Genomic DNA, 20646 nt, shown 5'->3' with positions numbered 1-20646 from the left:
CGGCGCCCGGGCCGCCTACTTCTTGACCACCTGGGTGCCGCCGGCGAGTTCGTCGTGCCGGCCCTGCTTGCACGGGCTGGAGCTGATGGTGACGGCGATGAAGATGTACGCGATGAACGCCAGCAGCCCGCCGACCCACGGGACGATGGTCAACAGGGTGAACGAGTTCCGGATGGCCGACTGCTTGAGGTCGGGCTTCGGCATGCCGTTGGGCCCACGCACGTGCAGGCCCAGCAGCATCTTGCCGGGTGTGGCGCCCACGGTGACCTCGAACAGCACGAAGTAGAGGAACATCCCCAGCCCGGAGAACAGGCCGGTGACCATGATGTCGGACATGGAGCCGATCGAGAATGCGCCGAAGAAGGCCAGCACTCCGACGATGATTCCGTCGATGAACCGCGCGAAGAAGCGGGGCAGCAGGTCGCCGGGATGCACCGGGGTAGGTGCGCCGTAAGCGCCTGCCGCGGGGTAGTTCTCGCCGTGAGTCATGCCGCCAATCTACTGCCGACCGGCCAGCAATATCTGGCTTAAGCGCGTAGTGGTCGCCTGGCCATCGGCGTTGCCGCCGGCGCCGTTCAGCGCATTCATGACAGCCAGGGTGAAACGTTGTCCTGGCCCGGCGAAACCGACGGTGTTGGTCACCCAGCCGCCTTGCTCGTCGGACCAGCCGTCTTTGTTGCCGGGCGCCATGTTCGGGCCGGCGCCCCAGACACCCCACTGCTGAATGGGGTCGACGTTCTGCATGGCGCTCACGATCCACGCGGTTTCGTTGGGCCGCAGCCGGGTCAGCATGTAGTTGACCATCTGGTCCAGGTCGTCGGTGGTCGACTTCTGAAAACCCCAGTAGGGGAACATGTCTCCGAATCCGCGTTGCGGTTGTACCCGGGTCATGCCGAAATGCGGGAAGTCGTTGTTGAAGATGGTGTGGTCCGGTCCGCCGTACCGGGTCCACAGGGTATCGGCGGCATCGTTGTCGGACGTGTGAAGCATCTTGCCCATGAGGGCGACGTCGTTGTCGGTGAGCCGCAGCAGGCCGGCGCTCTGCCGGGCGAACAGATCCACCACGATGCCGAGCTTGATGGTCGAAGCGGTCCAGACCATGTCCCCGGCGTGCGAATTGCGATACACCGCACCGGTTTTGCGGTCGCGCAGCACGTAGCCGACGGTGCCCGGCCGGGTCGACAGGTAGGCGTCTGCTGCCGCGACGCGTTGTTGGGCATCGCAGGCGGCAGTGCATTCGGCCCGCGCGGTGGGCAGTGCGGGCCCGGCCAGCAGTGCCGCGACCAGTACGGCCCTGATCAGTTTCACGCCGGTAGCCTCCCAGATCTCGGTCAGTCTCATTCGATGCCGACCGCCTCGGGACGAGGCCACGTCGGCAGCGGCACCGGCCCGTCGCCCGGTCGCAACCGGTCGAGCACCGCCCGCAGCGGCGGCCAATTGGTGCGGCCCTTGCGGGTGACGGCATAGGCGGTGTGGATCACCGTCGGCCCGGCCAAGGGGACGACCTTGATGCCCGCGCTGGTGGGCCGCTCCAGCGGCAGCAGCCCGACGCCGTAGCCGGCGACGATCAGGTCCTCGACCAGCTCCAGGCTGTCGATCTGGTGGGCGATGCGCGGGGTGAATCCGCTCAGCGCACCCAAGGTGCGGACAGCGTCCTCGTCAGCGGTGTTGCGGGAGTTGACGATCCAGGTCCGGTCCGCGTACTCGGACAGTTCGGCGGGGCCGTTCGCCTCGTCGGCCCGCAGCCCAAGGCCCCACGGAATCGACCACAGCGCAAAGCCTTCCAGCAGCGGACTGGGCGAGGCCGGGGCCAGGTTGTAGTCGTAGGTCAGGGCCAGGTCCAGGTCGTCGTTGGTCAGCAACGCGAACGCCTCGATGGGCTCGTATTCGCTTATCGCGACGTCGATTCCGGGATGCTCGCGGGTCAGCTCGGCCAGGATCGGCAGCAGCGAGACGCGGATGCCGGTCGCGAATCCGCCGATCCGCAGGGTGCCGACGGGTTCGGCGCCGGAATCGAGGTCCAGGCGCGCCGCGTCGACGGCCGCCAGGATCGTCACCGCATGGTCGGCCAGGCGTTGTCCGGCCGGGGTCAGCCTGACGCGGCGGCCCTCCGGCTCGATCAGCTGCGTGCCGGCTTCCTTGGCCAGGGCGGCGATCTGTTGCGACACCGTCGACGTCGTCAGATTGAGGTTCTCGGCGACGGCCCGCATCGACCCGAGGCGCGACAAGGCCAGCAAGAGGCGGAGCCGGCGGGTGTCCATCTAACTATTGTCCAGGAAATCTGGACGGTTCCGCGTGGTGTGGCCCGAAGTTATGAATATTTAGCCAATGTGCGACGATCCGAAAATGACCGCACGTCCTGCGCACTTCACCCCGATCGACGCTGATCGGGTTCAGCCGACCCGATTCGCCCAAAGCCTGTGGGGTGAAGACCACCTCAACGGCCCGGCGGTGGTCGGCCTGGCTGCCCATGCGCTCGAGGTCGCGTTCGGCTTGCCTGACTTCCTGCCGGCCCGGCTCACCGTGGACCTGTTCCGGGCCGCGCGCGGGGTGCCGACCACGACCGTGGTGAAGTTGGTGCGCGACGGGCGCCGGGTGCGCAATTCCGAGTGCGATGTGGTGCAGGACGGCGTCACCGTCGCCCGGGCGACGCTCGTGCAGTATCGGCTCGCCGCGGCGCCGCCAGGTGAGGAATGGTTCCGCGCAACCGATTTCGAGCCGCCCGCGGTGATCGACGACGACCTGCCGCCCTACATGAATAGCGACGCCGTCGGCTGGACGCGGGCCATCGCCGAGCACCAGAACACCAGTCGCAAGCGCTACGTCAACCGGTCCATCGACGTCATCGAGGGCCAGATCAACACGCCGTTCGTGCGGGCCGCGATGGCGGCCGAGGGCACCAGCCTGGTGACCAATCTGGGCACCGCAGGCGTCGGATACATCAATGGCGACCTCACCGTGGCGTTGTCCCGGTTGCCGCGGGACACCTGGGTGGGTGCCGAGGCTGATTCGCACTGGGCGGCCGACGGCATCGCGGTCGGCACCACCACGCTGTACGACAGCGCCGGGCCGTTCGGCACCGGGCTGACCACGGCAGTCAGTAACCCGGGCGCGCAGATCGACTTCGGCCACAGCCGGTTCCCCGACCGGATTCGGCGCGAGCTGTAGCCTCAGGTCCGTTCACGATTTGCGAACGATATGTCCACGATTATCACGTGGACATGAACGTTCTGGCTCCCGTTCAATACAACGATGACCACCGCAGCGGCGCGCAACGGCGCACTCATGACCGTCGCGTCCATGATGTCGGTGCAGCTGGGTGCTGCTCTCGCGGTCAAGCTGATGGACGGTATCGGCCCGGCCGGTGTGGCCTGGCTCCGCCTGGCCTGGGCCGGCGTGTTGATGCTGCTGTTCGTCCGACCACGGCCGGCGTCGTTCACCCGATCGGCGTTCGTGTCCTGCGTCCTGCTGGGAATCACCACCGCCGGATTCACCCTGCTGTTCATGGTGGCGGTGTCCCGAATCCCGCTCGGCACGGCCAGTGCCCTGGAATACCTTGGCCCCCTTGTCATTGCGGTGATGAAGGGGCGTGGACGCGGGCGGTGGCTGTTCCCGGCGATGGCCGGCACCGGCGTCGTGCTGCTGACCGAACCGTGGGCGGCTGCCGTCGACCCGGTGGGCGTGCTGGCCGCGCTCGCATCGGCGGTCTGCCTGGCCGCCTACATCCTGCTGACCCAGCGCGTGGGTGACGAGGTCACCGGCATCACCGGTCTTGCGGTGTCCATGCCGGTCGCCGGGCTGGTGGTCACCATGGTGGCCGGTCCGTCGGTCATCGGGCACCTGACGCCGCACCTGCTGCTGGCCGGTCTGGGCCTGGCCATCCTGCTGCCGGCGATCCCATTCACCTTGGAGATGCTGGCCCTGCGCCGCCTCACCGCGGCAGCCTTCGGCACGCTGATGAGCCTCGAGCCCGCGTTCGCCATGATGCTGGGGCTGCTCATCCTGCATCAGGTGCCGGGGCTGCCCGCCCTCGCCGGAATCGCACTCGTCGTGCTGGCCGGTATCGGTGCCGCGCGCGCCGGCGCCCGACCCGCAGCCGAGGCTGGCCATCGGGAACCGGCGCTCGTGGTCGAATAGGGGTATGACGCCACCGGCCACCGCGCTCACCGCCGCACCGTTCACCGGCCGCACCCCCAGCCGTGCCGGGGACATGTCGGTGGAAACCCATGGCATCGCGCCGGTTCCGGCAGACCGCCGGTACGGCACCCCGGGCCGGCTGTTCACGGTCTGGTTCGCCCCGCAGATCAACATGACGTGTGTCTTCACCGGCGCGATGATCGGTGCGCTGGGCCTGGGCTTCTGGCTGGCTCTGCTGGCGATGATCGTCGGCACGGTCCTCGGCTCACTGGTGGTCGGCTACCTGTCCACGCTCGGCCCGCGCACCGGTACTGCGCAATTGCCCGGCGCGCGCATGGCTTTCGGCGGTCTGATCGCGGTTCCGGCTGTCCTGCAATGGCTCTCGTCGGTGGCGTGGGACGCGCTGGTCGGCCTGTTCGGCGGCGAGGCGCTGGCGGTGCTGCTGGGTATCCCATTCTGGGTGGCGGTGCTGATCGTGCTGGGCGTGCAGGGCGCGGTCGGCTTCATCGGTTACGAGTTGATCCACCGGTTGCAGGCCGTGCTCACCGTGGTGTTGTTCGCGACGTTCGTGGTGTTCGCCGTCAAACTCGTTGGTGGGCATCAGGTCGTGACGCCGCCGACCGCGCACGGCGCGGACCTGACCGGGGCCTTCGTGCTGGCAGTGACCATCGCGCTGAGCCTCGCGGTGTCCTGGGCCAGCTATGCCGCCGACTTCAGCCGCTACCTCCCCGTGGACTCCGCGCCGCGCAAGGTGTTCGGATTCAGCTTCGCCGGACTGGCTGCTGCGTACGTCTTCGTCGAGACCATCGGCATCGCCGCGGGGAGCCTGATCACCGACCAGACCGCCGAGGGTGTGCGGTCGGTGATGGGCGGGGGAGCACTGGGGGCTGTCGCGCTGCTGATCATCGCCCTGGCGTCGGTCGGCTCGGGCGTGATGAACGACTACAGCGGATCCCTGGCCTTGCAGACGCTGGGCGTGCGGGTGCGGCGCCCGATCTCGTCACTGGTGGTGACGGCGCTGGCGTTCGGGCTGATCCTGTGGCTCCACACCGGCGACACCGCAACGCGATTCACCAATGTGCTGCTGCTGATCAGCTACTGGATTCCGGCCTTCGCGGCCATCGTGATCATCGACTGGCGCCGCCGCAGCCGTGGCCGGCAGACCGTGGACCCGGCCGCGGAGACGACGCCGCGGCGCGACGCAGTCGCCGCCTTGGTCGCGTTCGTCGTGGCCTACGGTGCCGCGATCCCATTCATGAACACCACGCTGCTGCAAGGACCTGTCGCCGTTGCGTGGCATGGCGCCGACGTCGCCTACTTCGTGAACTTCTTCGTCGCGTTGGTGATCTACGGGGGATATCGACGCTTCCGGGCAGCGTGACTCAGCGCACCGTCGCGAAGAACGCCCGCACGTCGTCGACGAAAAGCTCGGGCTGCTCGAAGGCGGCGAAGTGACCGCCGCGCGCCATGGTGGTCCAGTGGGTGACGTTGTACCCGGTCTCGCACCACGACCGCGGTGCCCGCAGAATCTCTTTCGGGAACGACGCGATGCCGGTGGGCAGCTCCACTTTCGAGCCGCCACCGAAGACGCGGAAGCTTTCCCAGTACATCCGGGCTGACGACGCCGCCGTGGCGGTGGCCCAGTAGATCATCACGTCGTCGAGCATCTCGTCGCGGCTCAGCGCGCTCTCCACGTTGCCGTCGTGGTCGGTCCAGGACCAGAACTTCTCCACGATCCACGCCAATTGCCCCACCGGTGAGTCGACCAAGCCGTAGCCGATGGTCTGCGGGCGGGTGGACTGCTGCTTGGCGTAGCCCGAGTCCTGGTCCTGGTAGTGCTTCAGCGCCGCGAGCGCGGATTGCTCCTCGGCGGTGAACTCCGTGGTGCCGGCCGCGGGACGACCCATCGGCATGTTGAGGTGAATCGCGATGCAGTGTCCGACGTTTCGCCCGATCTGAGTGGTCACCGCGGCACCCCAGTCGCCGCCCTGGGCGCCGTACCGGGTGTAGCCGAGGCGCACCATCAGTTCTTCCCACGCGCGCGCGGTCCGTTCGACGTCCCAGCCGGTGGCAGCTGGCTTGCCGGAGAACCCGTAACCGGGCAGCGAGGGACACACCACGTGGAAGGCGTCCTCGGCGCGGCCGCCGTGCGCCGTCGGATTCGTCAGCGGTTCGATGATCTTCTGGAATTCGGCGATCGAGCCGGGCCAGCCGTGCGTGATGAGCAGCGGCAGGGCGTCGGCGTGCCGGGACCGTTGATGAATGAAATGGATGTCCAAGCCGTCGATTTCGGTGACGTACTGGTCGAACCGATTGAGCGCGGCCTCACGGGCCCGCCAGTCGTAGCCATTGGCCCAGTAGTCGGCCAGCTCGCGGGTGTAGCTCAGCGGGATGCCCTGGCTCCAGTCGTCGACGCACTCGGCTTCCGGCCAGCGGGTGTTGGCCAGCCGGTGGCGCAGGTCGTCCAGCACCTCGTCGGGCACGGCGATCTGAAACGGTGCAATGTCGGTCACAATCAACCATTCTTACCGGCCGGCTCCGACGATCACCACGTCGAGGGTGCGCGGACCGTGTACGCCTTCGACGCGCTGCAGTTCGATGTCGCTCGTCGCGCTCGGCCCGGAGATGAACGTCAGTGGACGCGACGGGTCCAGGGCCGCGAAGGCCTGCGGCACGGTATCGACGATCTGGTCGGCCCGGATGACGCAGATGTGATGGTCGGGTACCAACGTCAGCGCACGACGGCCCTGTGCCGCACCGGCATCCAGCACGATGGTGCCGGTGGCTGCGATCCCGAGGGCACAGCCGGTCACCACCGCATCGACACTGTCCAGCACGTCGAGGCCGACGGGTGGTTCGTCGACGACGGTGCGGATGCCGCTCACCCAGTCCGGTGGCAGGTCCGCGGGCATCACGGCGATCCCGGAGACCAGCGCGCCGATCGTCGTCGCCGCCTCGTCCGGTCTGACGCGATGCACCTGCGCCCGGTAGTCGGCCACCGTCTCGGCGAACCGCTCGACGTCACCGCTGCCGGTCGACGGCTGCCGCTCGTAGTCGCGTGGCACCGGCACCGCGGCCGGGGTGTCCGTCCCGAGCGCGGCGCGGATGCGTCCCAGTACCACCGCCCGTGCGTCGCTCATCGGTCCGCATCCCGGTTGCGGGCCCACCACTGCCGGAAGGTCTCCGCCGGTGGCGCCGGAATGTCGCGACTGCCAGTCCATTTCGACGCCGGCCAGGGCAGCCTGCGGATGCGGTGGTCCTCGCCGGCGATGAGCCGTCCCGCGCCGAGGGCCTTCTCCGCCAACTCGAACCGCGACGCGGATCCCATGGCCCAGCCCGCCGCCTTCATCGCCAGATCCTGTCCGGAGGGCAGGACCCCACGCCCTCCTCTTTCCTGATCCACCTGCACCGCACGCAGATGCACCAGGATCGACGGGATGTCGATGAGCACGGGGCAGGCCTCGAAACAGGCGCCGCACAGTGTGGAGGCGTACGGCAGGCTGGCGTTCGGATCGTCATGCCCGGTGGTCCCAGTCAGCTGCGGACTCAGGATCGCCCCGATGGGTCCCGGGTACACCGAGCCGTAGGCGTGCCCGCCCGTGCGTTCGTAGACGGGACAGACATTCAGGCAGGCGCTGCACCGAATGCAGTGCAGCGCAGAGCGTCCCACCTCATCGGCGAGCACCCGGGTCCGGCCGTTGTCGAGCAGCACCAGGTGGAACTGCTGGGGGCCGTCGCCGGGATGCACGCCGGTCCACATCGAGGTGTACGGGTTCATCCGTTCCGCGGTCGACGACCGGGGCAGCAGCTGCATGAACACTTCGAGATCGGTGAACCGGGGGATCACCTTCTCGATGCCCATCACCGTGATCAGGGTTTCGGGCAACGTCAGGCACATCCGTCCGTTGCCCTCGGACTCGACGACGGCCAGCGTCCCGGTCTCGGCGACCCCGAAGTTGGCGCCGCTGACGGCCACCTTGGCGGACAGGAACTTTCGCCGCAGATGTGCCCGCGCGGCCATCGCCAGCACCCGGGGCTCGTCGGTGAGCTCACCGGCGCCGGGCATCTCGCGTTCGAAGATCGCCCGGATCTCCGCACGGTTGCGGTGGATGGCCGGCACCAGGATGTGGCTCGGTTTGTCATGTCCGAGTTGGACGATGAGCTCGGCCAGGTCGGTTTCGATCGGTGCGATGCCCTGGTCTTCCAGGTATTCGTTGAGCCCGATCTCCTGCGTGGCCATCGACTTGACCTTGACGACCTCGTCGCTGCCGGTGGCCCGGATCAGCTCGGCGACAATGCGATTGGCCTCGAGCCCGTCGCGGGCCCAGTGCACGGTGCCGCCGCGTGCCGTGACATTGGCTTCGAGTTCCTCCAGCAGTTCCGGCAGCCGGGCCAGCACGTCCTGCTTGAGGGCGCTGCCGGCCGCCCGAAGCTGTTCCCAGTCATCGCACTCGGCAACGGCGGCAAGACGTTTGGCGCGGATGGTCGCGGTGGCATGGCCCAGATTGTGACGTAGTTGCGGATCCGTCAGTGCGGTGCGGGCGGCCTGCGGAAAACTCTGCTCGCCGCGCAGATTGCCCACGCCGGGCTGCCCGAGAAACACCGCGGTCATGGTGTGGCCGCCAGGATTTCGGCCAGATGCACGGTGCGGACGTCGCTGCCGGCGCGGCTCAGGCCACCCCCGATATGCATGAGGCACGACGAGTCGCCCGCGGTGCACACCTCGGCGCCCGTCGTCGCGATGTTCGACATCTTGTCCGCGAGCATCGCGGTGGACACATCGGCGTTCTTCAACGCGAAGGTGCCGCCGAAGCCGCAACAGGATTCGGCCTGCGGCAACTCGACCAGGGTCAGGCCCCGGACGTTGCGCAACAGGCGCAGTGGCTTGTCGCCGACACCGAGCATTCGTAGCGAGTGGCACGTCGGGTGGTAGGTGACGCGGTGTGGATAGTAGGCGCCGACATCATCGACGCCGAGCACGTCGACCAGGAACTCGGAGAGCTCAAAGGTTTGTGCCGCAACCGATTCGGCTCGGGCGGCCAGGTCGGTGTCACCGGCACGCCGGGCCACCATCGCATGCTGGTGGCGCGCCGACCCGACGCACGATCCCGAGGGCGCCACGACGGCATCGAAGCCGCTGAATACGTCGACGTGGTTGCGCACCAGGGGCACGGCCTCGCGCAGGTAGCCGGTGTTGACGTGCATCTGCCCGCAGCAGGTCTGCCCGGCGGGAAACGCCACCTGGTGGCCGAGGCGTTCCAGGAGCCGCACCGTGGCGATGGCGGCAGCCGGAAACATGGCGTCGGCGAGGCAGGTCGCGAACAGGGCTATCCGCACCGGCCGACAGTACCTCTAACCGGCGTACCGGTCCGCCACGTCGAGCGCGCGGTCCAGGATGGCGAGTCCGGTGCGGACCTCGTCGTCGCTGGCATTGCACGGCGGCACCACGTGGATGCGGTTGAAGTTGGTGAACGGCATCAGGCCGTTCTCCTTGCAGAAGGCGACGACCGCGTTCATCGCGTCGCTGGTGCCGCCGTAGGGCGCCAACGGTTCCCGCGATGTCTGGTCCTTGACCAGTTCGACGGCCCAGAACACGCCCGCGCCACGCACCTCGCCGACGCTGGGGTGCCGCTGCGCGAAGTCCCGCAGGGCAGGTCCGATGATGTCCGCACCCAGGCGGGCGGCGTTCTCGACGATGCCTTCGTCACGCATGGCGTTGATGGTCGCGACCACTGCCGCGGCGGCCAGCGGGTGCCCGGAGTAGGTCAGGCCCCCCGGATAGGCGCGTTCGGCGAAGGTCTGGTTGATGGCGTCGCAGATCGCGACGCCGCCGAGCGGCACGTAACCGGAGTTGACGCCCTTGGCGAACGTCAGCAGATCCGGAACGACGTCAAAGTGGTTGATGGCGAACCATTTTCCGGACCGGCCGAAGCCGGACATCACCTCGTCGGCGATCATCATGATGCCGTACCTGTCGCACAGTGTGCGCACGCCCGCCAGGTAGCCGGACGGCGGCACCATGATGCCGGCGGTCCCCGGGATGGACTCCAGGATGATCGCGGCGATGGTCGATGCGCCTTCGAGTTCGATGACTCGCTGCAGCTCGTCGAGGGCCCGCGCCGATTCCTGCTCCTCGGTTTCGGCGTGGAACACCGAGCGGTACAGGAACGGTCCGTTGAAGTGCACGACGCCGGCCGCGCCGCGATCGTTGGCGAACCGCCGCGGGTCGCCGGTCAGGTTGATCGCCAGGTCGGTGCCACCGTGGTAGGAGCGGTACCGGGCGAGCACCTTGTGCTTGCCGGTGTGCAGCCGGGCCATGCGCACGGCGTGCTCGTTGGCGTCGGCGCCGCCGCCCGTGAAGAAGATGTGGTTCAGGTCGCCGGGGGTCAGCTCGGCGATCAGCCGGGCGGCCTCGGAACGTGCGGCGTTGGCATGCTGCGGCGCGATGGTGCACAGCGTGGCGGCCTGTTCCTGAATCGCCGCAACGACTTTCGGGTGCTGGTGGCCGATATTGGTGTTGACCAGCTGAGAGGAGAAGTCGAGCAGCCGGTTGCCGTCGCCGTCCCAGAAGTAGCTGCCTTCGGCCGCGGTGACGGTCATGGGCTTGAGCGCGGCCTGGGCCGACCACGAGTGGAAGACGTGGGCGCGGTCCAGCGCGTAGGCGCGCTCGGCTTCGGCGCGCATCGAGTCGACGGTGTGGCCGGCGGGCAGGAGGTGGTCTGTGGCGAGGGTCATGTCAGGTCCTCTGTCTGGGTCGCGCGATCAGTTGTTCTCGGGGAAGCCGAGGTTGATGCCGCCGTGGCTGGGGTCGGCCCAGCGCTGGGTGACGGCCTTGGCGCGGGTGAAGAACTGCACGCCTTCGGGGCCGTAGGCGTGGGTGTCGCCGAACAGCGAGGCCTTCCAGCCGCCGAAGCTGAAGAACGCCATGGGAACCGGGATCGGGACGTTGATGCCGACCATGCCGACCTCGACCTCGTTCTGGAACCGGCGGGCCGCGCCGCCGTCGTTGGTGAAGATCGCGGTGCCGTTGCCGTAGGGGTTGTTGTTGATCAGTTGCAGGGCCTCGTCGTAGGTTTCGACGCGGACGACCGACAGCACGGGGCCGAAGATCTCGTCGGTGTAGACGCTCATCTCGGGGGTCACGTTGTCCAGCAGGGTCGGGCCGAGCCAGAAGCCTTGGGAGAGATCGTCGGTGCCGTCCACCACAACATTGCGGCCATCGAGCACGACCTTGGCGCCCTCGGCTTCGCCGGCGTCGATGTAGGAGGCCACCTTGTCGCGGTGCACCTTGGTGATCAGCGGACCCATGTCCGAGTCCTTGGTGCCGTCTCCGGTCTTGATGGAGGCGGCACGGTCGACGATCTTGGCGACCAGGTCGTCGGCGATCGGTCCGACCGCGACGCAGGCCGAGATGGCCATGCAGCGCTCACCGGCCGAGCCGAAGCCCGCGTTGACCATGCTGTCGGCGGCCAGATCCAGGTCGGCGTCGGGCAGGATCACCGCGTGGTTCTTGGCGCCGCCGAGGGCCTGGACGCGCTTGCCGGAGGCGGTGGCGGTCCGGTAGACGTACTGCGCGATCGGGGTGGAGCCGACGAACGAGACGGCCTTGATCGCGGGGTTGGTCAGCAGCTCGTCGACGGCGGTCTTGTCGCCCTGCAGGACGTTGAAGACGCCGTCGGGCAGGCCGGCTTCCTTCCACAGTTCGGCCATCCACAGCGACGAGGACGGGTCCTTCTCCGACGGCTTGACCACGACGGTGTTGCCGGCGGCGATGGCGATGGGGAAGAACCACATCGGGACCATGGCCGGGAAGTTGAACGGCGCGATGATGGCGACCGGGCCGAGGGCCTGCCGGATGTTGTAGACGTCGACGTTGGTGGAGGCGTTCTCCGAGTAGCCGCCCTTGAGCAGATGCGGGATGCCGCAGGCGAATTCGACGACCTCGATGCCACGGGCGACCTCGCCCATGGCGTCGGAGAGCACCTTGCCGTGTTCGGCGGTGATGATCGCGGCCAGCTCCTCGCGGCGGGCGTTGAGCAGCTCGCGGAAGGTGAACAGGGTCTGCACGCGCTTGGTGATCGAGGTGTCGCGCCAGCCGGGGAAGGCGGCGACGGCCGCGTTGATGACGGCCTGCGCGTCCTCGACGCCGGCCAGTGTGACCTGACCGGTGACCTCGCCGGTGGCCGGGTTGGTGACCGGTGCCGACTGTCCCGAGGATCCGGTGAAGATGTCGTTGTTGATCCAGTGCGAGATGGTCTGCGTGGTGGTCATCGTCGAGGTTTGCCTTCCTGGTCGGTGCGGGGTGTGCACTCAGCTTGCCCCGCGGCAAGCCCCGAAATGGCCGTCAATCTGTATCAAGTTGCGTCTCTAGATTTACACTTTGTAAATGCCGACCGTCGCCGAGATCGTCGCCCTGCCGGTCATCCAGCAGGGCGAACCCGAGATTCTCTGTGCGCACGGGCTCGACCGCCCGATCCGCTGGGTCCACGTCAGTGACGTCCCGGACCTGTCGGACGTCCTGCAGGGTGGCGAACTGGTGCTGACGACCGGCGCCGCGCTGCGGGCGGCGCCGCTGGACTACCTGCGGTCGGTCGCGGCGGCACACGCCGTCGGCGTCGTCGTCGAACTGGGTGCCGGCGCCGTGCCGCTGCCGGTCAATGTCGGGGCCATCGCCGAGGAACTGGGGCTGGCCCTGGTGGCGGTGCGCCGGGTGATCAAGTTCGTCGAGGTGACCGAACAGGTGCACCGGGTGATCGTCGCCGATCAGTACCAGGAGGTCGATTTCGCGCGGCAGACGCACGAGGTGTTCACCGATCTGAGCATGCGCCGGGCCACACCGGCCGGGATCGCCGAGGCGGCGGCGAATCTGCTCGGTGCGCCCGTCGTGCTCGAGGACCTCACCCACCAGGCGATGGCGGTGGCGACTGCGGGACATCCGACCTCGGATGTGTTGCGGGACTGGCAACGTCGATCCCGCCAGCACGAGACCGGGGCCGAACGGACCGACGACTGGGTGATCAGCGAGGTGGGTCGCGGCGAGGACGCGTGGGGCCGCCTGATCGCGCTGAGTCCCTCCGACGACGTGGCCGCCAGGTTCACCATGGTGCTGGAGCGGGCCTCCCAGGCGCTGGTGCTGCACCGCATGGCAGAACGCGGCCGCACGGACATCGAACATCAGGCGCAGGCCGGGTTGCTGGAAGACGTTGCGCGCGAACGCATCCGGTTCGAGGACGAAGCGACCGCACGCGCGTTCGCGCTGGGTCTGCGTCCGGCGTCGCAATACCTGCCCGCGACCTTGCGGATCGCGGGATGGGCCCCGAAGGATGGTGCGGACGCCGATCCCGTTTCAGAGCAACGTCGCAGTGCCCGTCTGCTCGACGCCGTGACCCGGTCGGTGAAAGCGTTGGGCCACAGCGGATTGTTCTCGTTGCGCGGGCCCGGAGAGATCGCCATGGTGCTGTCGCTGAACATGCGCCCGGGCAGCGCGCTGGAACCGCTGGGTCGGGCGTTGCGCCGGGATGCCGAACGTGCCGTCGACGCCCATGGCCTGGTGCTCGGCGTCGGCACGCCGGCGCCGGGGTTGATCGATGCCATTCACCGCATCACCGACGCCGCGCACGTCGCCGAGGCCGCGCTGTCTTTGCCTGCCTCGCAGCGGGTCTGCTTTCGGGTCGCGGACATCAGGCTGCGTGGCTTGCTGTCGATGCTGCGGACGGACCCGCGGCTGCAGCGGTTCGCCGAAGGGGAGTTGCGCGCGCTGATCCTGCACGACATCGAGTCCGCTGCCGGTCTGCTGGACGTGCTGCGCGGATACCTGGAACTCGGCGGCAACAAGTCGGCGCTGGCGTCGCGCCTGCATCTGAGTCGGCCGTCGCTCTATGCGAAGTTGAACCGTATCGAGCAGATTCTGGGCGTCGATCTCGCCGACGGTGAGTCGGCGACCTCACTGCATGTGGCGCTGCTGATCCTCGAGACACGAAACGCGTTCAGTGGCGGCGGCGCAACGCTGTGACATGCTTTTCGACGTGTCGGGCACATCGCAGAACCGCCAGGGCAATGCCACCCGCGCCAAGTTGGTGAAGACGGCCGAGAAGCTGTTCGCCGAGCTGGGCGTGGACGCCGTCTCGGTGCGTTCGGTCAACGCCGCGGCCGGCCTCGGCGCCGCGTCGGTGCACTACCACTTCGGTTCCAAGGACGAACTGCTGCGCGCGGTGGTGCTGGACCTCGGCGCCGCGGTGGGCTCGGCCATCCAGGCGAATGTCGATGTGCTGGCAGCGGATTCGGCCGCGCCGTCGCCCGACGCGTTGGTCCGCGCCGTCACCGCACCCTATCTCGATCTGTTGCGTCGCCAACGCACCCGCGGGATGCGCTGGATCAAGATCATGGCGCAGATCACCCAGGCCGGTCCGGCCGACGAAACCATCGAGCCCAAGCTGCGCGTCGCCCTGCTGGCGCAGGTCCGCCGGACCTTCCCGAACGCGGCCGAGGACCGGCTGGAGGCGCGCTGGGCGGTGTCGATCATGGGCTTCGTACAGGGCCTGAGCCGGGCCGACGAATGGGACCGGGCCAAGCTCTCCTCCCCGGCTCTGGAAGCGTTCTACGAAGACCTCGTGACGTTTGTCGTCGGCGGCACCGAGCGCCTGCTCAATTCCTGACGCCGAAGGTGAAGTAACTACCTGAAAATTCGCGGATAGCTCGCGACCTCCCGCGCGCCCGTATGCCTCTACCTGCGCAAAGCCGGACCCGGCGCGGCTGATATTTATGGATCACTTGATCCAATCGAGTGATCGGATTACAGTCGGCCGAGAAAGCCGAGACATCCCTCACCGAGAACCAGGAGACCACCGTGAGCAGCGCTGCCCAGTGGAGCCCGACGTCCATGAAATTCGGGGCGTTCCTCGCCCCGTACCATCCGCTCAACGCCGACCCGGCGCTGCAGTTGCGCCGCGACATCGACCTGATGACCCACCTGGACCACCTCGGTTTCGAAGAGGCGTGGATGGGGGAGCACCACTCGACCGGCGCCGAGATCGTCCCGGCGCCCGATGTGTTCATCGCCGCCGCGGCCGAGCGCACCGAGCGCATCCGCTTCGGCACCGGTGTGATGTCGCTGCCGTACCACCACCCGCTGATCACCGCGGACCGCATCACCCAGCTGGACCTGCAGACCCGCGGCCGGCTGATCGTCGGTACCGGCCCCGGCAAGATCCCGCTCGACGCGCACATGATGGGCATCACGACCACCAACCAGCGCCGCATGCAGGGTGAGGCCCTGGAGGCCGTGCTCGCACTGCTGCGCGGTGAGGTCGTCAACATGGAGACCGACTGGTTCACCCTGCGCGACGCCCGCGCTCAGCTGCCGACCTACAACCCGGCCGGCATCGAGGTCGCCACCGCTTCGACCATCTCGCCCAACGGTTCGGTGCTGGCCGGCAAGCACGGCCTGTCGCTGCTGTCGCTGGCTGCCAGCTCGCAGGCCGGCTACGAGTCGCTGGACCGCAACTGGGGTGTGTACGAACAGGTTTCGGCCGAAAATGGCTACGTCGCCAACCGCGAAACCTGGCGTCTGGTCAACCCGATGTTCATCGCCGAGACCCGGGAAGAAGCCGAGCGCGCCGTCAGTCGCCGCATCCACGCCATCGCCGAGTACGTCAACCGCCAGCAGGGCATCAACCCCGACTGGGCGCAGACCCCGGCCGGCATCATCGACTACTGGCGCAATGAGTCGCTCGGTGAGTTCGGCCAGGCGATCATCGGCACGCCGGAAGACGCCATCGCCCAGATCGATCGCTTGATCGAGAAGACCGGCGGCTTCGGCACCCTGCTGATCATGCACGTGGACCTGGCCGACTGGGAGAACACCAAGCGCAGCTACGAGCTGTTCGCGTCCGAGGTCATCCCGCACTTCCGCCGTCGCAACGTCGCCCGTCAGGCCAGTCTGCAGTTCGCACAAGACAACTCAGAGGTGCTGATCGGCAACCTGGTCGGCGCCATCACCAAGGCGTACACCGACTACTACGGGCAGCCGACTGACCTGCCCGCCACTCCGGCGCCCGGTGGCGGAGCCGCCGATCAGGCAGGCGCAACGATCTCGATCTCGACAGGAGCGCACGCATGAGGGCAGCACAGTTCATCGACGGCCAGTTCACCGTGACCGACGTGCCGGAGCCGCCGGCCACCGGTGCGGGCCAGCTGCGGATCAAGGTGGCCGCCTGCGGCATCTGTGGCAGTGACCTGAGCATGTCCAAGGACCCCTGCCGGTTCGTGGCCGTCGCCGCAGGCGCGGGCTTCCCGTTCGCTGTTTTCGACGCCACTCGTCCGGTCGTGCTCGGCCACGAGTGGGCCGGCACCGTCATCGAAACCGGGCCGGGTGTCGAGGATTTCGCTGAGGGCGACCGGGTCACGGGGCTGGGTATCACCACCGAACAGAACGGGATGCCGACGATCATCGGCTACTCGAACGACTACCACGGCGCCTTCGGTGAGTGCATCGTCGTCGACGCCTTCTGGGTCCGGCACGTGCCCGACGGCTTGTCGCTCGAACATGCCTCCTTGGCCGAGCCGCTGCACGTCGGCGAGATGCACATGCAGCAGTCGGGCCTGAAGCCCGCGGACACCGCGCTCGTGATCGGCTGCGGCTCGATCGGTTTGGGCACGATCCTGGCTGCCAAGGCCGCCGGGGCGCACCTCGTCATCGCCTCGGAACCGTCGCCGAAGCGGCGTGAGTTGGCCGCCAAGATGGGCGCCGACATCGTCGTCGACCCGAACGAACAGGACCCGATCGAGGTCTACAACGAATTGCTGGCCGGCGGCAAGACCGGCGGCGGGCTGCTGATCGCCTACGAATGCAGCGGGCGTGTCGGCACGCTCAACACGCTGACCCACACGCTGCCGTGGGGTTCGCGGATTCAGGTGGTGGCCTCGCCGTTCGCCGAGGAGACCATCATCCCGGTGGTGGCCCAGATGCGGCAGATCGCGATCAACTTCGGGCACGGCCCGTACGAGCAGGCCTACGAGAAGGTGCTGGCCCGACTGGCCGCCGGCGAGATCGACGCCGAGGCCCTGATCACCGGACGTACCGGGCTCGACGGCATCGCAGATGCGTTCACAGCACTGCGAAATCCCGACGAGCACGTCAAGATCCTGGTACTGCCGTCTTGATCGTGAGCAGCGTTACCGACGTGTAGCCGTGTCGATCACGGGACAGGCGGGCCTGGGTGCGGCACAGTTAACTGTATGGCCGGTCAAATGATTCCGAAGCCCAGCGACCTGAAGGCCGCAGCCCAGTCCGCGGTTGATGCCGCCCAGTCCGCCGTCGAGATGACGCAGGCGGTGGCCAGCGGTGCTTTGCGCATCCCGCCGGCCTCCGTCCAACTGGCCGCCCAGGTGCCCGATCTCATCGAGAACCTGGCGGTGGCCACCGAGCGGCTCAACACCACGATCGACCGCACCGAGCGGTTCATGGCCATGGCCGACCCCATGTTCCGCACGCTCGACGCCCTGCTGCCGCAACTCGAGGCGCTGGTGAATACCGGCAATGAGGTGTTCCGGCTGCTGTCGAACATCCCGGGGGTGTCGAGGCTGAACCCCTTCAGCGGCGGCGCCAAGCCGCAAGACAAGTGATTTCGGCGTGATTTGTAGCGTTCGCCGCTACAAATCACGCCGAAGTCGCAGGGCGCAGCAGATTTCCGCGAGGACCCTGTCGGGATACTCGGTCAGGTCGAGCCAGGTGAACCGCAGCACCTGATAGCCGGCCAGCGCGATCTTGTTCTGCCGTTCACGATCGTTCTGAAAATCGGCCGCACTGCTGTGAAATGCGAAGCCATCGGTCTCGATGGCGATTCGTTCGCGGCGGAATAGGGCATCGACCTTGTATCCGGCGACCGGATGGTTGGCCTGCCAGCCGGTGATCTTGTTGTCGCGCAACAGCTGGACCAACAATCGTTCGGCCGCGGATCGCGCTCCGTCGGCAGCGGCCACAAGGAGTCGGCGCGATGCCGGCGAACCATGGCGACCTTTGTTGCGTAAATGTGCGTCCCACAACGGCTGCAATGCGACGTGACGCTGCAGAGCAGTGTCCATCAGCCGCACGCCACCGCCGCGCCGCACTGCAGCCTCGACCACTGTCAGTGGCAACGCGGTGACTCGCATGCCATTGCGGTCAACGATGTCGGCCGGATGTAGGTCTCGACGCCGTACCCGGGTACCCGTGCGTCCTCGGCCGTTGCTGTTGCGTGGCACCGTGACTTCGACGATGTCTGGTGAGTACTTGCAGAGCTCGTGCCACCAGGCGGCTGCCAGGCCGCTCGCGGTCGCTTGTGGTCCGTAACCCCATACGGCAATACGGATCCGGGCCGCATCGGTGAGCGGCCGGTCGTCGACGAAGAAGACACCGGGCGAACACCGCAGCCAGCGGCCGGTCTTCACCCTCCGCTCGACCGCGTGGCGGTCGAGCCCGGCCGTGGACGCTTGAGCCAGCGTGATGACGCCGTCGTGGGCTCGCAAATAGCCGTCGAGAACGTCGTGATCCACATGTTTATGGACGCGCCGGGCCGCCGGCTGGTTCCACCCAAGATCCGCGAGCGATTTCGGCGTGATTTGTAGCGGCGAACGCTACAAATCACGCCGAAATCACTGGAGGGCGGCGAAGCGGATTGCCAAACCGTCGATGAACGACGTCAGGGCCAGTTCGAAACCCGCTGCGTCGATCTGGTCGGCCTTGCCGCGCAGTAGGTGTGCCTGGCCCATGTGCGGGTAGCGGTCGCGGTAGACCTGCACGTCGTCGGTGAAACCGCGGGAGAACGAGCCGACGGTCGAGCCGAGGACCAGTGAGCGGGTCGCGGCGCCGATGAGCGTGGCTTCGCGGGGCGGCCAGCCGGCCCCGACCAGGCCGCCGTGCACGGCATCGGCGATCCGCAGACTCACGTCGCGACGGCCCGGCCCGGTCGCCAGGTAGGGCACGAGATTCGGGTGGGCGGCCAGGGCCGCGCGGTGCGAGCGGGCCCACGCCGTCAGCGCGTCCTGCCAATCGTCGCCGCGGTCGAACCCCGACGTGTCGATTTCTCTCGCCACCTGGCTAGCGACGGCGTCGAGCACGTCGTCTTTGGTGGGGTAGTGCTTGTACAGCGACGACGCCTGGACGCCCAGTTCGGCAGCCAGCTTGCGCATCGACATCTCCGCGAGGCCGTCGCGATCGATCAGTTCCAGCGCGGTGTCACGGATGAGTTCGCGGTTGAGCAGTGGTACGCGGGGCCTGCCCATCTGCGTCTCCCTTGAATTAGCGAACGTTGTTAGCTTATTGTGACAGCAACAAGCTAACACTGTTCACCACTTTTGAGGAGATGTCTGTGAAACGCGAGGTCTACAGCGAAGAGCACGAGGATTACCGGTCGATGATCCGGTCCTTCGTTGAGTCCGAGGTGAGCCCGGTCTACGACGAGTGGTTCGAGAAGGGCCTGGTGCCGCGCGACTTTTACTACAAGCTCGGCGAACTCGGCATCTTCGGCGCGGAAATCCCGGAGGAGTACGGCGGCGAGGGCCTGACCTCGTACAAGTTCCAGGCGATCCTCACCGAGGAACTGGCGCGTGCCGCGGTGTCGTTCGGTGGCTCCAGCGTGCACGTCGGCCTGTGTCTGCCCTACATCCGCGACATCGGTAACGAAGAGCAGAAGAAGCGCTGGTTCCCCGGCATGCTCAGCGGCGAGATCATGTTCGCGATCGCGATGACCGAACCCGGCACCGGCTCCGACCTGGCCGGAATGCGCACCACCGCAAAGCTTTCCGAGGACGGCACCCACTACGTCCTCAACGGCTCGAAGACCTTCATCACCGGTGGCGTGCACGCCGACCGCGTGATCGTCTGCGCCCGTACCTCCGCTCCCAAGGAAGACGACCGTCGCTTCGGCATCTCGCTGCTGGTGGTCGACACCAAGCTGGAGGGCTACTCGGTCGGCCGCAAGCTCGACAAGCTGGGCCTGCGCTGCTCGGACACCGCCGAGCTGAACTTCACCGACGTCAAGGTCCCGGTCGAGGACATCCTCGGCGAGGCCAACCAGGGCTTCAACTACCTCGGTCAGAACCTGCCCCGTGAGCGGCTCGGCATCGCCGTCAGTGCCTACGCGCAGGCCAAGGCCGCCGTCCGGTTCGCCGTGCAGTACACCAAGGACCGCACCGTTTTCGGTAAGCCGGTCTCCTCGTTCCAGAACACCAAGTTCGAGCTCGCCGCCTGCCAGGCCGACGTCGACGCGATGGAAGCCGTCGTCGACCGCGCCATGGAGGCCCACGACCTCGACGAGCTGTCCGCCGCCGACGCTGCCAAGGCCAAGCTGTTCTGCACCGACGCAGCGGCCCGCGTGATCGACCGCTGCCTGCAGCTGCACGGCGGCTACGGCTACATCAACGAGTACCCGATCGCCCGGCTGTACGCCGACAATCGCGTCGGCCGCATCTACGGCGGCACCAGTGAGGTCATGAAGATGATCATCGCCAAGGACATGGGTCTGTAAATTC

At 67.5% G+C, this 20646-nt stretch carries 20 protein-coding genes; 9 read left to right on the top strand and 11 right to left on the bottom strand.

Going from position 1 to position 20646, the window contains the following annotated elements:
• Positions 1 to 15: 15 nt before the first annotated feature.
• From TL10_RS19630 to TL10_RS19620, 3 genes are read right to left on the bottom strand one after another with little or no spacing between them, the layout of a single operon-like run.
• Positions 16 to 489, bottom strand: a complete 474-nt coding sequence (locus TL10_RS19630; protein WP_043396322.1) for an RDD family protein — start codon at positions 487 to 489, stop codon at positions 16 to 18.
• A gap of 9 nt (positions 490 to 498) precedes the next feature.
• On the bottom strand, positions 499 to 1308 hold the full coding sequence (locus TL10_RS19625) for a serine hydrolase (RefSeq protein ID WP_231575592.1): 810 nt from the start codon (positions 1306 to 1308) through the stop codon (positions 499 to 501).
• Between the two features lie 29 nt (positions 1309 to 1337).
• Positions 1338 to 2261: a LysR family transcriptional regulator gene (locus tag TL10_RS19620; protein WP_043396319.1), complete on the bottom strand. Its 924-nt coding sequence runs from the start codon at positions 2259 to 2261 to the stop codon at positions 1338 to 1340.
• An 85-nt stretch (positions 2262 to 2346) separates the two neighbouring features.
• On the opposite strand from TL10_RS19620, the gene TL10_RS19615 reads away from it, so the two are divergent.
• The 3 genes from TL10_RS19615 (at position 2347) to TL10_RS19605 (ending at position 5518) form a co-directional block, all read left to right on the top strand.
• A complete protein-coding gene (locus tag TL10_RS19615) occupies positions 2347 to 3168 on the top strand; it encodes an acyl-CoA thioesterase domain-containing protein (RefSeq protein ID WP_043396544.1) in 822 nt (273 codons plus the stop codon).
• 84 nt (positions 3169 to 3252) lie between these two features.
• Positions 3253 to 4137: an EamA family transporter gene (locus TL10_RS19610; protein ID WP_043396317.1), complete on the top strand. Its 885-nt coding sequence runs from the start codon at positions 3253 to 3255 to the stop codon at positions 4135 to 4137.
• Positions 4138 to 4141: 4 nt separating this feature from the next.
• On the top strand, positions 4142 to 5518 hold the full coding sequence (locus TL10_RS19605) for a purine-cytosine permease family protein (protein WP_043396315.1): 1377 nt from the start codon (positions 4142 to 4144) through the stop codon (positions 5516 to 5518).
• 1 nt (position 5519) lies between these two features.
• Here the strand turns inward: TL10_RS19605 and TL10_RS19600 are convergent, their stop codons facing one another.
• The 6 genes from TL10_RS19600 to TL10_RS19575 are packed head-to-tail and all read right to left on the bottom strand — an operon-like array spanning position 5520 to position 12408.
• Complete coding sequence (locus TL10_RS19600; RefSeq protein WP_043396541.1) at positions 5520 to 6641, bottom strand: epoxide hydrolase family protein; 1122 nt, start codon at positions 6639 to 6641, stop codon at positions 5520 to 5522.
• A 21-nt stretch (positions 6642 to 6662) separates the two neighbouring features.
• Positions 6663 to 7277, bottom strand: coding sequence for a LutC/YkgG family protein (locus tag TL10_RS19595; protein WP_043396314.1), 615 nt, complete (start codon positions 7275 to 7277; stop codon positions 6663 to 6665).
• Positions 7274 to 8749 carry a LutB/LldF family L-lactate oxidation iron-sulfur protein gene (locus tag TL10_RS19590; RefSeq protein ID WP_043396311.1) on the bottom strand — a complete coding sequence of 492 codons (1476 nt, stop codon included), beginning with the start codon at positions 8747 to 8749 and terminating at the stop codon, positions 7274 to 7276. Before TL10_RS19590 ends, TL10_RS19595 begins: the two co-directional genes overlap by 4 nt.
• A complete protein-coding gene (locus TL10_RS19585) occupies positions 8746 to 9474 on the bottom strand; it encodes a (Fe-S)-binding protein (protein ID WP_043396308.1) in 729 nt (242 codons plus the stop codon). Before TL10_RS19585 ends, TL10_RS19590 begins: the two co-directional genes overlap by 4 nt.
• 15 nt (positions 9475 to 9489) lie before the next feature.
• Complete coding sequence (locus tag TL10_RS19580; protein ID WP_043396305.1) at positions 9490 to 10872, bottom strand: aspartate aminotransferase family protein; 1383 nt, start codon at positions 10870 to 10872, stop codon at positions 9490 to 9492.
• Between the two features lie 27 nt (positions 10873 to 10899).
• Positions 10900 to 12408 (bottom strand): CoA-acylating methylmalonate-semialdehyde dehydrogenase, encoded by a 1509-nt coding sequence (locus TL10_RS19575; protein ID WP_043396302.1) that lies wholly within the window; start codon positions 12406 to 12408, stop codon positions 10900 to 10902.
• A gap of 115 nt (positions 12409 to 12523) precedes the next feature.
• Between TL10_RS19575 and TL10_RS19570 the strand changes: the two genes are divergently transcribed.
• From TL10_RS19570 to TL10_RS19550, 5 genes are all read left to right on the top strand, one after another.
• Positions 12524 to 14149 carry a PucR family transcriptional regulator gene (locus tag TL10_RS19570; protein ID WP_043396299.1) on the top strand — a complete coding sequence of 542 codons (1626 nt, stop codon included), beginning with the start codon at positions 12524 to 12526 and terminating at the stop codon, positions 14147 to 14149.
• A 13-nt stretch (positions 14150 to 14162) separates the two neighbouring features.
• Entirely contained in the window at positions 14163 to 14792 is a 630-nt protein-coding gene (locus tag TL10_RS19565) for a TetR/AcrR family transcriptional regulator (protein ID WP_043396538.1), read from the top strand.
• Positions 14793 to 14983: 191 nt separating this feature from the next.
• Positions 14984 to 16255, top strand: coding sequence for an LLM class flavin-dependent oxidoreductase (locus tag TL10_RS19560; RefSeq protein WP_231575591.1), 1272 nt, complete (start codon positions 14984 to 14986; stop codon positions 16253 to 16255).
• Entirely contained in the window at positions 16252 to 17298 is a 1047-nt protein-coding gene (locus TL10_RS19555) for an alcohol dehydrogenase catalytic domain-containing protein (RefSeq protein WP_043396295.1), read from the top strand. Before TL10_RS19560 ends, TL10_RS19555 begins: the two co-directional genes overlap by 4 nt.
• Positions 17299 to 17373: 75 nt before the next feature.
• Complete coding sequence (locus TL10_RS19550; protein ID WP_043396291.1) at positions 17374 to 17760, top strand: hypothetical protein; 387 nt, start codon at positions 17374 to 17376, stop codon at positions 17758 to 17760.
• A gap of 27 nt (positions 17761 to 17787) precedes the next feature.
• On the opposite strand, the gene TL10_RS19545 is transcribed toward TL10_RS19550, so the two are convergent.
• Together TL10_RS19545 and TL10_RS19540 are read right to left on the bottom strand one after the other, a co-directional pair.
• Entirely contained in the window at positions 17788 to 18669 is an 882-nt protein-coding gene (locus TL10_RS19545) for a DUF559 domain-containing protein (protein WP_043396288.1), read from the bottom strand.
• Positions 18670 to 18768: 99 nt separating this feature from the next.
• The gene (locus TL10_RS19540) at positions 18769 to 19398 is read right to left on the bottom strand and encodes a TetR/AcrR family transcriptional regulator (RefSeq protein WP_043396286.1); all 630 of its coding nucleotides are present in this window, start codon (positions 19396 to 19398) and stop codon (positions 18769 to 18771) included.
• A gap of 86 nt (positions 19399 to 19484) precedes the next feature.
• Between TL10_RS19540 and TL10_RS19535 the strand changes: the two genes are divergently transcribed.
• The gene (locus TL10_RS19535) at positions 19485 to 20642 is read left to right on the top strand and encodes an acyl-CoA dehydrogenase family protein (protein WP_043396283.1); all 1158 of its coding nucleotides are present in this window, start codon (positions 19485 to 19487) and stop codon (positions 20640 to 20642) included.
• The last annotated feature ends 4 nt before the right edge of the window (positions 20643 to 20646 follow it).

It is taken from the genome of Mycolicibacterium llatzerense (assembly GCF_000878195.1).
GTDB lineage: Bacteria > Actinomycetota > Actinomycetes > Mycobacteriales > Mycobacteriaceae > Mycobacterium > Mycobacterium llatzerense.
Note: the sequence above shows the minus strand (reverse complement) of the source record. Positions and strands in the feature narration are given on the sequence as shown.